This window comes from Nitrosovibrio tenuis (assembly GCF_900109785.1).
Taxonomy (GTDB): Bacteria; Pseudomonadota; Gammaproteobacteria; order Burkholderiales; family Nitrosomonadaceae; genus Nitrosospira; species Nitrosospira tenuis_A.
Genome location: NZ_FOBH01000001.1, coordinates 449,952 through 464,490, shown reverse-complemented (window position 1 = coordinate 464,490; position 14,539 = coordinate 449,952). Strand labels below are relative to the sequence as shown.

Below are 14,539 nucleotides of genomic sequence, written 5' to 3'. Positions count from 1 at the left end.
CTGCATCTGATTGTCGTGGTGCTCCCCAACCTCTGTTCGATATCGAATTTGCCTCTCACGGCGACCCGCCTGCATCTGATATCCGTCGTGCAGCTCTATAAGGTTTTAGGCGGAGGGTGGTCGCCAGCTTGATCGATGCCTCGTATCTCGGATGCCCGCGAATCTCCGGAGGAAGCTTAAAATAATAATCATGTATCTATCAGTTCCTCGCCCCTGCGACCTGCGGCATTAGTCCACGCGCCTCTTTCAACAAAAATTCCCTGAATGCTTGTGCTACGCTCGAAAGACGTTTGTTCTTTCGATGAACGATATGCCAATGGCGCATGATCGGAAAGTCCTGCACATCAAGAATTTTGAGCCGTTTCGTTTCAAGCTCCAATTCAGCGGTATGCAACGACATGATGCCGAGTCCCATCCCCGCCTGAACCGCCTGCTTGATGGCCTCGCTCGTATCCGTTTCCATTCCCCTGTTGAGGGAAATATGATGTGCCAAAAAAAACCGCTCCATCGCTCCACGAGTACCTGAGCCTGGCTCGCGCACCAGGAAAGTTTCCTGCTCTAATTGCTGTACGGGAATGTCGCGCACCTTGCATAACGGATGATCCGGTGGGGCAATAACCACTAAGGGATTTTCCATGAAAGATTCATTGGCAATATCCAGGTCATCGGGTGGCTGACCCATGATGGCAAGATCGATCACATTATCGGCTAATTGTCTTAATACGGTTTCCCGGTTGGAAACATTCAGGCTTACGGTAACGCCGCTATAACGCTGGCAAAACTTGGCCAATAGATGAGGAGCGAAATAATTGGCGGTGCTTACCACCGAGATATTGAGTTTCCCCCTTTCCAGACCTTTCAACTCATCCAGCGCAAGCTCCATGTCGGCCAATTGTTGGGAAATGGCGCGGCTGTAATGGTATAGCTCGTGCCCGGCATCCGTTAGATAGATTCTCTTGCCCATCTGCTCGAAAAGAGGCAAATCAATGTTATCCTCCAGTTGCTTGATTTGCATCGATACGGCGGGTTGGGTCAGGTAGAGTTCCTCGGCGGCGCGCGAAAAGCTCAGATTGCGCGCAACCGACTCGAAAACCTTTAGCTGTCTCAGGGTGATATGGAGCATAGCCGTTTTTGCCCAGGCGGATTTTGAGCATTCATGTATAAGGTAAATATTATCATAATGATCAGAACACGTGACTGTTGTTTATGATAAACCGGGTTACAATCTTTCTGTAGTACTTTTATCTACCCTACGAGGAGAACTGACATGAGTCAAGAAATAACCGGCAAGGACCGCTATAAATCCGGCGTAATTCCGTACAAAAAAATGGGATACTGGGATGCCGACTATGTTCCCAAAGATACGGATGTTATTGCGCTTTTCCGGATCACACCCCAGGCAGGGGTGGATCATGAGGAAGCCGCCGCCGCTGTCGCTGGCGAGTCTTCCACGGCAACCTGGACCGTGGTATGGACCGACCGGCTGACCGCCTGCGAACTCTATCGCGCCAAGGCCTATCGTTCCGAGCTGGTGCCCAACACCGGTCCTGGCACCAAGACCGAAGCCCAGTATTTCGCCTATATCGCCTATGATCTGGACTTGTTCGAGCCGGGCTCCATCGCCAACCTCACCGCCTCGATCATCGGCAACGTATTTGGTTTCAAAGCCGTGAAAGCGCTGCGCCTTGAAGATATGCGCATTCCGGTTGCCTACCTGAAAACTTTCCAGGGCCCCGCCACTGGCATCGTGGTGGAGCGCGAACGCCTCGACAAATTCGGCCGGCCATTGCTGGGCGCCACCACCAAACCGAAACTGGGACTCTCCGGTCGCAATTACGGCCGTGTGGTATATGAAGGACTCAAGGGTGGCCTTGACTTCATGAAAGACGACGAGAACATCAATTCGCAACCCTTCATGCACTGGCGCGACCGTTTTCTCTACTGTATGGAAGCGGTCAACAAGGCTTCCGCCGCAACTGGCGAAGTCAAGGGCCATTACCTGAACGTCACGGCGGGCACCATGGAGGATATGTACGAGCGCGCCGAATTCGCCAAGTCGCTGGGCTCGGTCATCATTATGGTTGACCTGGTAATCGGGTACACGGCAATCCAGTCGATGGCAAAATGGGCACGCAAGCACGACATGATCCTGCACTTGCATCGCGCTGGCAACTCAACCTATTCGCGCCAAAAAAATCACGGCATGAACTTCCGCGTGATCTGCAAATGGATGCGGATGGCGGGCGTGGATCATATTCATGCTGGCACGGTCGTTGGCAAGCTCGAGGGCGATCCGCTCATGATCAAGGGCTTCTACGATACCCTCCGCGAGCCACATACTTCGCAAAGTCTGGAAACCGGCCTGTTCTTCGAGCAGGACTGGGCTTCCCTGAATAAGGTTATGCCGGTGGCTTCAGGTGGCATCCATGCCGGCCAGATGCACCAGTTGCTCGATTATCTCGGCGAAGACGTGATACTGCAGTTCGGCGGCGGCACCATCGGTCACCCGATGGGCATACAGGCCGGCGCAGTTGCCAATCGTGTTGCGCTGGAAGCAATGGTTTTGGCACGTAATGAAGGTCGCGATTACGTGAAGGAAGGCCCCCAGATTCTGGAAGCGGCCGCCAAGTGGTGCACACCGCTCAAGCAAGCACTGGAAACCTGGAAGGATATCACCTTCAACTACGAATCCACCGACACTGCGGATTTCGTGCCGTCCACAACGGCCAGCGTTTAACCCGCACAAGGAGAAACTACACTATGATGACCAATTTTCAAAACCGTCTCACGCAAGGGCAATTCTCTTTTCTGCCGCCGCTGACGGATAAGCAAATCTCGGCGCAAATCAAGTATGCGCTGAAGAACGGCTGGGCAATAGGTATCGAATACACCGACGATCCGCATCCGCGCAACACATACTGGGAAATGTTCGGGAACCCGATGTTTGACTTGAAGGATCCCGCCGGCATTCTGGCGGAGATCAATGACTGCCGTAAAACATACCCGAATCATTATATCCGGGTAACAGCGTTCAACTCGACGCGTGGCGTGGAGAGTCCAACCATGTCATATATCGTCAACCGTCCCAAGACAGAGCCGGGCTTTAGGTTGGATCGCCAGGAGGTGGATGGTCGCAACATTCGCTACACCATTCATTCCTACGCAGCCGACAAACCGGAAGCTGAACGATATTAATGAAGGCTATCCCCTTCCCTTTCGGGGAAGGGGCCCAATCCGGGGCATGGGTGAATCGTGTGATAAACCACACTGCTGCATTTATCTATGCCTGATCGTGAATTCGCTGTGTAAGCCCGTTTTCTTGAATTAAAACTCCAAAGCACGTATCGAATACGCTTACGCGCTTTATCGTGTGGATCAAACGTGAAAAATCATCCGGAACCCCTACCCTCTGATAATAGTTCAGTTGATCTGGACGCCGAATTTCGCACTTCCAACATCAAGGAAGTGCTGGATAAGCTTGATCTTGAATTGATTGGCTTGAAACCCGTGAAAACCCGCATCCGTGAGACAGCCGCGTTATTACTCGTGGATCGCGTGCGCAAGAAATTGGATCTCACCGCCGGAGCGCCAAGTCTGCATATGAGTTTTACCGGCAACCCGGGCACTGGGAAGACTACGGTGGCGCTACGCATGTCCGAAATACTGCACCGCCTGGGTTACGTGCGTGAAGGGCATCTTGTCTCCGTTACGCGCGACGATCTGGTGGGTCAATATATCGGCCATACTGCACCCAAGACCAAGGAGGTGCTGAAGAAAGCGATGGGAGGGGTGCTTTTCATCGATGAGGCCTATTACCTCTACAAACCCGAGAACGAACGCGATTACGGCGCGGAATCGATAGAAATTTTATTGCAGACGATGGAAAACAATCGGGAAGATCTGGTTGTAATTCTTGCGGGCTATAAAGACCGTATGGAAAAATTCTTCCGCAGTAATCCGGGCATGCGTTCGCGTATCGCCCATCATATCGACTTCCCCGACTATAGCGCCGATGAATTGGTTGCTATAGCCAAACTCATGCTGGCTGCGCAGAATTACCGCTTTAGTCCCGAGGGCGAGAAGGCTTTTGGGGAATATATCCGGCTAAGAATGAAAATGGATCATTTCGCCAATGCCCGCTCCGTTCGCAACGCCCTTGATCGGGCGCGGCTGCGGCAGGCCAATCGCTTGTTCGAGGGGGCACGTAAAAATCTTTCGCGTATTGACCTGATGACTATCGAGGCCGAGGACATCCGCGCAAGCCGCGTATTCAAAGAAGGTGCGGTTGATCTGGATGGTGATGAGGGTGCGAACGAGCTGTTATCGGCCAGCTGATTTGATATGATGGCTCTGGAAAAATATACTTGATGCAAAGCTTTCCATGATCCCGATCGGAAAAAGCCACTAGCTGAAATTGACGTATCAATGATGGGCGCCCAGGTGTGGGCGCCCGTTTTTTTTTGCGACACAATAACCTATTTGCTGCGCCATGATAAAAATAGGTGCGCCATACTGTTCTCATTCTGATTTCATCGATAAATCCATAAACCACCCGGGACTTAACTTATGCGTCCAACCCGCTTGGAAAAACCACCAGCCAACCGGAACGACTGGAAAACCATTCACTTCCTATTACCTTATCTATGGGAATATAAAGGCAGGGTGATTGCGGCGTTGGCACTCCTGGTCATGGCCAAGCTTGCCAATGTGGGCGTACCGCTGATTCTGAAAGAGATTATCGACGGTCTCGACCGCCCCCGCGCCCTGCTGGCCTTACCGCTTCTGTTGTTGGCCGGTTACGGTGCGTTACGCCTGTGCAGTACGCTATTCGGCGAACTGCGCGATGCCGTGTTCGCGAAAGTTACGCAGCGTGCGATCCGCCGGGTCGCGATCAAGGTGTTCGGTCACTTGCATGCGCTGTCGCTGCGCTTCCACCTCCAGCGCCAGACCGGCGGGGTATCACGCGATATCGAGCGGGGAACGCGCGGCATTTCTTTTCTGCTTAACTTCATGCTGTTCAATATTTTGCCGACGCTGCTGGAAATCGGTTTAGTGGCGGCAATCCTTATTTCCCGATACAGCATCTGGTTTTCGGTGGTCGTATTTGGCACGTTAGCCGCCTATATCGCCCTCACGCTGATCGTCACCGAATGGCGCATGATTTTTCGCCGCACCATGAATGACATGGATTCAAAGGCGAACACCCAGGCAATTGATAGCCTTTTGAATTACGAAACAGTCAAGTATTTTGGCAATGAAGCGTGGGAAACACGGCGCTACGACGAGCATATGCGAAATTGGGAGGTGGCGGCGGTCCGCAACCAGACGTCGCTTGCCCTCCTCAATTCGGGCCAGAGCGCTATCATTGCGGTGGGGATCACCCTGCTGCTGTCGCTGGCGGCGGACGGAGTCATCCAGGGCACTATGTCTTTAGGCGACCTGGTACTGATCAATGCGTTTATGTTGCAACTGTATATGCCCCTGCATTTTCTGGGGTTTGTTTATCGCGAAATAAAGCACTCGCTGGCGGACATGGAAAAGATGTTCAGCCTTTTAGCCGAGAATGAGGAGATCAAGGACGACCCGGACGCGTTTGACCTCGTGGTGGCGGACGCGGGTATTCGCTTCGAGCGGGTTAACTTCAATTATGAGCCCAGTCGCCAGATTCTGTTCAATATCAGCTTCGATATCCCTCCCGGCCGTAATGTCGCGGTGGTGGGCCATAGTGGATCGGGCAAGTCAACGCTGGCGCGTTTGCTATTCCGCTTCTACGACACAACCTCAGGCCGGATTCTGATAAACAGCCAGGATATCAAAAACGTCACGCAGAAAAGCCTCCGAGCGGCCATCGGAATCGTTCCACAAGACTCCGTCCTGTTCAATGACAGCATTTATTACAATATCGTCTATGGCCGTCCTGAGGCGACTCAAGACGAGGTCATCGCGGCGGCAAAAGCCGCGCATATCCATGACTTCATTGAGAGCCTGCCAGATAAGTACGACACGACCGTGGGCGAACGTGGATTAAAACTTTCAGGCGGCGAAAAACAGCGTGTCGCAATCGCCCGTGCAATTTTGAAAAACCCCAAAATCCTGGTGTTCGACGAAGCGACGTCGGCACTGGACTCGAAATCGGAAAAAGCGATTCAAACAGAATTGAAGCGTATCGCCGCGAATCGCACCACCCTGACAATTGCCCATCGGTTATCCACTATCGTAGAGGCCGACGAGATTCTGGTTATGGACAAAGGCCATATTGTCGAACGCGGCATACACCGGCAATTGCTGGCGGCCAACGGTGCTTATGCCCACATGTGGGAGCTCCAGCAGAGACAAGAACAGATCGGATTGCGATTGACGGACGATATCGGGCAAAAGTCCGACGATACAATGGACCCGGTTAAAATTTCAGCTGTCTAGACGCTTCTGAATAAACACCTCTGAACGCGGGACACGGAAACTCATTCGGGGATTTCCTAACTGCCATTCGATATCAATGACTTGATCAGTTTATGTATCGTTTCGGGCTCAACCGGCTTGACCAGATGATGTGCGAAGCCCGCTTTACTGGTTCGCTCAAAATCATCAGGTCGTCCATAACCGCTGACTGCGATCAATACCGTTTTTTTTGTTTCTCCCATCTGATGAAATTGGCTGGCGATTCTCAACCCATCCGGTTCGGGTCTGCTCAAATCGAGTAGCGCGACGTGCGGAACAAATGAGCTCGCTTCGCTTACCGCGGTAGCGAAATCATATGCTTTCCGTACCTCATATCCATACAAGCCCAACAGCATGGCCATCGCATCGGCGCTATCCACGTTGTCATCCACAACAAGAATACGTCCTGCTCCCCCTGTTCCGGAGCCAGGTGCTAGCACCGACATCGCCTTCGGCACGGTCTGGGTATCAGCCAATGGGAGCCGAAGAACAAACTCGCTTCCCTGACCGGGCCCCTTGCTATATGCCGTGATTGCGCCACCGTGCAGGGTGACAAGCTGAGATACCAGCGCAAGCCCGATCCCCAGCCCACTACCGGTTTTTCCGAAGGCTCGTTCTTCTTGCATATAAAGCTCGAAAATCTTCGGCAGCACGCGCGAGGGAATGCCTATACCGTTATCTGTGACCGAGATAACGACCTCATCGCCTTCGCGGCGGGCAGACAGCGCAATCTTGCCGCCATCGTTGGTGAACTTGGCTGCATTGGTGAGCAGGTTCTCGATGATCTGGGTCAACCGGACGGCATCTCCACTCACAATAAGGGGCTCATCGTCCATTGTAACGCTGAAATGGTGCCGTCGAGCCTCTATCAACACCCTGGTCGATTCCACGGCGTGATGTATAACCACAGACAGATCTACCGTTTCCCTCCGCAGTATCAAGGTGCCCCGAGTGAACCTGGCGACGTCAAGCAGATCCTCCACCAGGCGCGTCATATGGTCGACCTGCCGAGTGATCGTTTCTCTTGCCCATGTGAGACGTTTGTCGTCAGATTTTACGAAACTCAGTGCCTCGGCGGCGTTGCGGATGGGAGAGAGCGGATTGCGAAGCTCGTGTCCCAGCATGGCAAGAAACTCATCCTTGCGCCGGTCAACGTTACGCAACTGTTCCTCGGCATTCTTGTGATACTGAATATCGACACTGGACCCAACAAACCCTACCAGATGCCCGCGTTCAAAACGGGGTGCGCCCACGAAACGCATCCAGCTATAGCCGCCGTCCACTTTGCGCAATCTCAATTCCCGGTCATACCCATCGAGAGTGGCCTCCGCAGTTGAGCACGCGGCCAGGTAAGCCGATAAATCGTCGGGTTGGGCAAGCTCTTGCCATCCGGTGCCGAGCAGGCTTTCCGCTGATCGTCCTGTCTCGTTAACAAAACGGCGATTCACAAATTCGAGCTTGCCCCCCAAACCGCTGATCCAGATGAACACAGGCGCTGTATCCGCCAGATCTCTAAATTTTTTACTTTCCCTGACTTCGGATTCCGCCTGCTTCAGCGCATCAATAGGGATAAATGTGATCACCGCACCTTCAATGCGGTCTTCCACGGTACGATAGGGCAGCACCCGCCGTAAATAGAAGTTCCCCTTCGGGGTATGAACTTCTGTTTCCACCGTCGAGCCCGAAATCTGAACCCCTCTGGCAACCGTTTCCAGATCCCCTGGCTCGATCCTGAGTGCGAAATCGCTTATCGGGCGGCCGATGTCCGAGGCAATCAGGCGGAAAAGCCTGTGGGATGCGGGGGTGAACCGTTTTATGCACAACGCGCTGTCAAGAAACAGGGTTGGCAAATCGTTGCTCGCCAATAAATTGAGAATATCCTCATTCGTTGTGCGCAATTCAGCGATAGTGCGGTCCAGATCATTGTTAACGGTCGCCAGCTCCTCTTTTGAGGTCTCCAATTCCTCGTTGGCCGATTGAAGTTCCTCGTTCATTGACATCGCCTCTTCATTGGCGATATGCAATTCTTCATTAGCTGCTTCGAGTGCTTGAATGGTGGCTTCAAGATTTCGTTGCGAGGCCCACAGATCGTCCTGCAATTGTCGTCTGGTCCACGCCTCGGAATCGAGCCCCGCTTGATTCCCTACTGCAATCAATGCTTCATACTCGAACGTCACCAGTACAAGACCGTGATCCTCATGATCCGCCCTGACGGCTCTGATATGCAATTGCCGGTTCTCATCCGGCGCACGCTCAAGCACAACTTCTCGACCATTGCCCTCAGCGCGGACAGCATGAGTGACCGTGCGAAGTGCAATACGCAGGCTATCCGATGCCATCGATAATAAATCGCGTGTGACGGTGCCTTCCGGCTGCACGAGAAAATCCTTGGTGGGACCGTAGAAATAGAGCACTTGCGAATCCCGGTCAATGAGCACCGCGGCGGTCGAACGCTGCTGCAGCAACAGCTCGCGCACTAGATCGGCATATTCTCCACGCCGCGGTTGAGCCTCCCGCATCTCGCCGTCCACTGCGGTCGTCGACATACCGTTTATCAACGGCAGCCTGATCGGTTGTTTGCGTGAGGTTCCAGCCGCCTGGTAAAGACGAAACTGCTTTGAAAGTGGCTTGAAGAGTTCGTTATGTGCCGCAACCGTCTCGGACTTGCCGAGGAACAGGTAACCTCCGGGCTGTAGAGCAAAGTGAAACATTCTGAGCAGGCGATCCTGTACCTCTGGCTTCAGATAGATCAGCAAATTGCGGCAACTGATCAGATCCATGCGGGAAAATGGGGGATCAGCGATAAGGTTGTGCTGGGAAAAGAGTACCGAATCGCGCAGAGCTTTGCGCACTTTGAATCGATTGTCCTCCAGACGTGTAAAATATCGGGTCAGAAGTTCGGGAGCCAACGTATTTGCGATAGCTTCTGAATAAATACCCGCGCGCGCGGCGTCAAGCACTGTCGGGTCGAGGTCGGACGCGATGATGGTTACGGGAATGTTCAGGCTGCCCCGTCGAAGCAGCTCAAGCAAGGCGATGCCCAGGCTGTAAGCCTCCTCGCCTGTCGCGGCTCCCGCCACCCAGGCCCGTATGGGTTCACCCTGCGCATGGTTATGGATGATCCGGGGCAGAACAGTCTCTTCAAGCGCCTGCCAGGCTTGGGGTTCCCGAAAGAATTCGGTGACATTGATCAGCAAGTCGTTTCTAAGATTCCTGATTTCTTCCGGACTCTGTTTCAGATACTCAAGATAAGCACTCAGATTTTCAAGGCCCTTTACGGCCATCCGACGCTTCATGCGGCGCATGAGCATCCCATCTTTATAACCGCGGAAGTCGCTACCATGCTCACGCAGCAGGGCGACAATGTTCTCCAGAGCATGTGTTTGGTCTTCCGTCGATGCCGAAAGGAGCCCGTGCCGCCAAAATTCCAAGCAACCAATGTAGCGGACAAGCGTTTGCGCCATCTCCTCGATAGGCACCACATAGTCCATCAGCCCGGTGCCGACCGCACTTTCGGGCATGGCGGGATGTTGCGCGGTACCGGGCGTCTGGGCCATGACCATGCCTCCGACACCTTTGATCGCCTTGAGGCCAATGGTGCCGTCATGCTCCGCGCCGGTAAGCACGATACCAATAGCCCGCTCCTGCAGTTCTTCGGCCAGAGAGGTGAATAAAACGTCGATCGCCTTTCGCAAGGGCTGCGGTTGTGCTATCTCCTCGAGCCGCAAATGACCTTTATCGAGCAGCAGATAATGGCCGGGCGGTATGACATAAACCTTGTCTGGCTCGACTGCTGTATCCTCCTTGACCTGGACAACGGCCATGGGGGTGGACTTCGCCAGAATATCGGCGAGATAGCTGGGTCGGTCAGGCGCAAGATGCAATACAACGATGTAAGCAATATTTTTTCCGGCAGGCAAAAACTTGAACAGCCTCTGAAGGGCATCGATCCCGCCGGCGGAAGCGCCAATCCCTATTATTGGAAACAGCGCGGTTTCTCTCTCGGTAGACTCCTCCGTGGTTTCTTCATCGGGCGAACCAGTTAGCTGAACATAAGATGAATTGTCCGGCAGCAGAGGACCCGGTGCGAATTTCTTTTTGTCGGCTTCTGTCATAGGGGATGTGATGCTGTCGGTAGGGCAGATCAGTGTAGCATGCCTTGTCCCGGCACTGCTGAGGAAGTGTCCAGGCGGCCATGCCCGCATGCCGTACGCGTTCTTTCAGGAAAATTGGCGCGGCCCAGGTGATGTCAACGACAACCTTTAAAGGGTTAAGCGAGACTTAACGCCCCTGAACAATTATAATCTCTCATGGATTTTTGTTAAGGATTTCAAGTGTTCAGCGCATTTTTTTCAGTATTGCCTCAATATTTAATGCCTAAACAGGCAATGACAGTGTTGGCTGGACACATTGCCAACGCCAGCGCCGGTCGCCTCACTACCTTGATTATCCGCTGGTTCGTCCAGCATTACGGCGTGAACATGGATGAGGCCGTAAATCCCGATATTCGCAGTTACCGGACGTTCAATGATTTTTTTACGCGCGCCCTGCTTTCGGAGAAACGCCCTATTGCTCAGGCAGACTATATTTGCCCGGCCGATGGGGTTTTAAGTCAGCTTGGGGTGATTTCGGGTGATCAAATATTTCAGGCCAAAGGGCGAAGCTATTCCGCAACAGCGCTGGTGGGAGGTGATGGCGCGTTGGCCGAAAAATTTTACGGCGGCCATTTCGCTACAGTGTATCTGAGCCCCAGGGACTACCATCGGGTACATATGCCCTGCAGCGGGCGATTAACCCGCATGATCCATGTTCCGGGCACGCTATTCTCGGTTAACCCCATTACAGTACGAGGCGTTCCAAGCCTTTTTGCACGGAACGAACGCGTGATTTGCATATTTGAATCGCAGCACGGCCCCTTTGTCATGATCCTGGTAGGAGCCACCATCGTCGGCAGTATATCCACCGTGTGGCATGGGGTCGTTAACCCGCAACACCCGGGAGAAGTTCGCGAATGGCTATATGGCTCGCAAGAGTTGGTGTTCGAAAAAGGTCAGGAAATGGGCCGGTTTCAGCTAGGCTCAACCGTAATCATGCTATTTCCGGAGAATAGATTGGCCTTCAATTCACTCTGGGCGCCTGCGCGGGCTGTCCGCCTCGGCGAGAGGATGGCCAAGGTTATCGAATAAAGCGGCTGGAAAGGGACCAGGTCGCTCCATCCGGCTGGTTCCTACAGAGGGAATTGCGGGTGCAGAGCTTCGACCAATACCTTGCACCCGATCAGATCAACCTACCGAGCCTTGCACATGATATGCCAGAGATGATTTTGCGCGGCTATCAGGCTCTTTGCAATATCGCGGGCGAACGGGTATCCACATCAGTCGTGGCATAACCGACCGACGCAAAGGGGGCCTCACAAGCGGATTCTTGGGCGATTTCGTGGCTCATCCGCAATAGTATTTCGCGGAATTCAGCACCTACCTCGGGATGTTGCAAGCCATACGCCACCGTTGCTTCCAGAAAGCCCGCCTTGCTTCCGCAATCATAATGTCTCCCCTGGTAGCGATAGGTCATTACCGGCTCCAGTTTAAGAAGACGCGAAATTCCATCTGTAAGTTGAATCTCCCCGCCTACTCCTGGATCAAGGGTTGCGATGCAATCGAAGATCGCGGGCGAAAGAACATAACGTCCGACGATCGCCAGGGTTGAGGGTGCTGCCTCGGGTGTAGGTTTTTCCACCACACCCCGTATTTTCATGCTGCGGCTTTCCGCGTCGTCACTGTAAGCATCCACAATTCCGTAGCGGCGGGTTTCCTCCCGGGAGACTGTTCGGACAGCCACAAGGCTGCTCGCTACCCGCTCATATTGAGAAATCATTTGCGCCAGTACAGGAGGCTGGCCATCGATCAAATCGTCTGGAAGCAGTACCGCGAAAGGCTCATTGCCAACAAGATGCCGCGCGCATTGAATTGCGTGCCCCAGCCCTCTCGGCTCTTCCTGGCGGACGAAGCTGAAGTGCAGCCCACTATGGTTCAGTTGCCGCAACATTCTCAACGAGGCATGTTTCCCTTGCGAGGCCAGTTCGCTTTCCAGTTCCACTGACCGATGCAGATGATCTTCGATGGCTCGCTTGCTGCGGTGAGTTACAAAAATGATTTCTTCAATGCCCGCCGCAGCCGCTTCATCCACGGCATATTGAATCAACGGCCGATCGACAATAGGTAGCATTTCCTTGGCGATCGCCTTGGTCGCAGGCAAAAAACGAGTGCCCAGTCCGGCAACAGGAAACACCGCTTTCCGCACCGCCTTGGGAGATTTTCGAAAAGACGTACCGTTGAGCGAAAACATTTCTTTTCGGTTTAAGGCGGCAGGTGTGGCGGAAATGCTCATGTGTGGTCTCCCGTGATATTGACGCGCTGCATCGATAAATTAATTTCTTCCTGGTTCCTGGTGCGCCCAGCGTGCGCTAGAGCTGCCGCATGTAGGCGACGATATCCGACTTCTCCTCATCCGTAAGCTTGAGCTGTAATATGAGATTGAAGAATTCAACGGTATCTTCGAGTGTCAGCAGCCGGCCGTCATGGAAATATGGCGGACTGTCCTTGATGCCTCGCAGGGCGAACGTCTTCATCGGGCCGTCGCCCGGCTCATTGAGGAACCGTTCCAGCTTCAGATCGTGCATTTGATGGTCAAGGAACGCCGGTGGCTTATGGCAACTCGCGCACTGTCCTTTCCCAAAGAAAAGTTTCTCCCCGCGCAACTCCTTTTCGGTCGCTTTAGCGGGATCAAGCCTGCCCTGACTGTCCAGTTTGGGCGCGGGTGGAAAATCGAACATGTTTTGAAGCTGCGCCATGTGGCTTACGTGAATCCGATCAAAAATGGTCATGCCCTTTTTCATCGCATGAATCGGGTCGCCATTGAAATAAGCAGTCCTGAATTCAAATTCGGTGAAGTCTTCCACGGACCTCAAGCTGCGCTTGGAGCCATGTATCTGCTGATTGAACAGTCCGCGCAGGCTGACCGTATCCAGGCGGAAACGCCGCTCTTCGGGTCGGATATCGGGACTAAGATGAAACTGTCCGGTCGTATGCCCGTTTATATGGCAGTCAAGGCAAGTGACTCCGAGGCTGGGCTGAGCGCTTTTGCGGTCATCCGTCGGATTAAATTCTTCCTGAGGAAAAGGAGTGAGCAACATCCGCAGTCCATCCAGTTGCACGGGTGTCAGGATATCTTTGAACAGGCGGTAATAATTGTTGATTGAAACCACTTCCCCTCGCGATACATCCCCCAGTTCAGGCCGGTTCTGGAGAAAAATGGCGGGGGGAAATTCCGGCAGGAAGGCGTCAGGCAAGTCAAAATCAACATCGAACCGCTGCAGGCGGGGAAACATATCGATCTGAAATTGTGGAAAAACCTGTCCCCCTGGAGACTGTTTGGGATGAGGCAGCGCCGGGTAGGGAAAGGCATTCTGGCTCCGGATCTCCGCAGGAGACATGCTGGCCAATTTTTGCCAGCTCAGTCCACCCGACAGGCGTGCGGTCGGCCCGACTGCCAAAGGTTTGCCCCGAGACATTTTTGCCTCCCGGTCAAGCCGGGGTGTCAAATCGTAACGCCGCATAAGCAGGTCACGCTGGGTTTTCATAACTTTGGGGCGATCCGCCACATCGGCTTTCATGATTTCTTCGAAAGTTTGCATCGGCCTTTTGGCATTCAGCGGGTCACGATAAAACTCAAAGCCCAATGTCTTCCCTTTATCAGGCTGGTTTTCAAAAGCGGGGGAAGAAGGCTTTGCGTTCGTCGCAGCAAATTCATTGGACTGGTCGTGTTCGTTCTTCCTCTGTTCGGGTCGTGTAACAGGTGTCTCGCGTGGGGTCTGAGCATCCATCACCACATCTCGGGAAGATCCTCTTGCGGGACGGGATTCGACATCACTTTGACTTATAGCAGTGCTCATCCCTGCACCCAGGCTCGCCATGCCCAGACCCAGCATCAGTACATTTATTCCTTTCATGCCAACCTCCATTCTCTGGCGGAAGCGCGCCTTAAACGCTAAATTCCTCCCGCTAACAGCTGTTATTTTTGATTTCCAGCCGGCGTTTACCAC

The 14,539-nt window shown here is 53.4% G+C and carries 9 protein-coding genes; 5 read left to right on the top strand and 4 right to left on the bottom strand.

Translation table 11 applies throughout. The features are described 5' to 3' along the window. Window positions 1–199 precede the first annotated feature (199 nt). A complete protein-coding gene (locus BMX00_RS02025) occupies window positions 200–1,123 on the bottom strand; it encodes a LysR family transcriptional regulator (RefSeq protein ID WP_090826552.1) in 924 nt (307 codons plus the stop codon). Window positions 1,124–1,267: 144 nt separating this feature from the next. Between BMX00_RS02025 and BMX00_RS02020 the strand changes: the two genes are divergently transcribed. From BMX00_RS02020 to BMX00_RS02005, 4 genes are all read left to right on the top strand, one after another. Next, on the top strand, window positions 1,268–2,737 hold the full coding sequence (locus BMX00_RS02020) for a ribulose-bisphosphate carboxylase large subunit (RefSeq protein ID WP_090826550.1): 1,470 nt from the start codon (window positions 1,268–1,270) through the stop codon (window positions 2,735–2,737). A 23-nt stretch (window positions 2,738–2,760) separates the two neighbouring features. Continuing rightward, window positions 2,761–3,195, top strand: coding sequence for a ribulose bisphosphate carboxylase small subunit (locus tag BMX00_RS02015; protein ID WP_090826548.1), 435 nt, complete (start codon window positions 2,761–2,763; stop codon window positions 3,193–3,195). A 186-nt stretch (window positions 3,196–3,381) separates the two neighbouring features. Continuing rightward, window positions 3,382–4,335: a CbbX protein gene (cbbX, locus tag BMX00_RS02010; protein WP_090826546.1), complete on the top strand. Its 954-nt coding sequence runs from the start codon at window positions 3,382–3,384 to the stop codon at window positions 4,333–4,335. A 231-nt stretch (window positions 4,336–4,566) separates the two neighbouring features. Continuing rightward, window positions 4,567–6,420 carry an ABCB family ABC transporter ATP-binding protein/permease gene (locus BMX00_RS02005; RefSeq protein WP_090826544.1) on the top strand — a complete coding sequence of 618 codons (1,854 nt, stop codon included), beginning with the start codon at window positions 4,567–4,569 and terminating at the stop codon, window positions 6,418–6,420. A gap of 56 nt (window positions 6,421–6,476) precedes the next feature. Here the strand turns inward: BMX00_RS02005 and BMX00_RS02000 are convergent, their stop codons facing one another. After that, complete coding sequence (locus BMX00_RS02000; protein WP_177171737.1) at window positions 6,477–10,553, bottom strand: CheR family methyltransferase; 4,077 nt, start codon at window positions 10,551–10,553, stop codon at window positions 6,477–6,479. 258 nt (window positions 10,554–10,811) lie between these two features. On the opposite strand from BMX00_RS02000, the gene asd reads away from it, so the two are divergent. Beyond that, entirely contained in the window at window positions 10,812–11,624 is an 813-nt protein-coding gene (gene asd / locus BMX00_RS01995) for an archaetidylserine decarboxylase (RefSeq protein ID WP_090826540.1), read from the top strand. 148 nt (window positions 11,625–11,772) lie between these two features. On the opposite strand, the gene galU is transcribed toward asd, so the two are convergent. Together galU and BMX00_RS01985 are read right to left on the bottom strand one after the other, a co-directional pair. Next, a complete protein-coding gene (gene galU, locus BMX00_RS01990) occupies window positions 11,773–12,825 on the bottom strand; it encodes a UTP--glucose-1-phosphate uridylyltransferase GalU (protein WP_090826538.1) in 1,053 nt (350 codons plus the stop codon). 76 nt (window positions 12,826–12,901) lie between these two features. After that, window positions 12,902–14,446 (bottom strand): cytochrome B6, encoded by a 1,545-nt coding sequence (locus BMX00_RS01985; protein WP_090826870.1) that lies wholly within the window; start codon window positions 14,444–14,446, stop codon window positions 12,902–12,904. Between the last annotated feature and the right edge of the window lie 93 nt (window positions 14,447–14,539).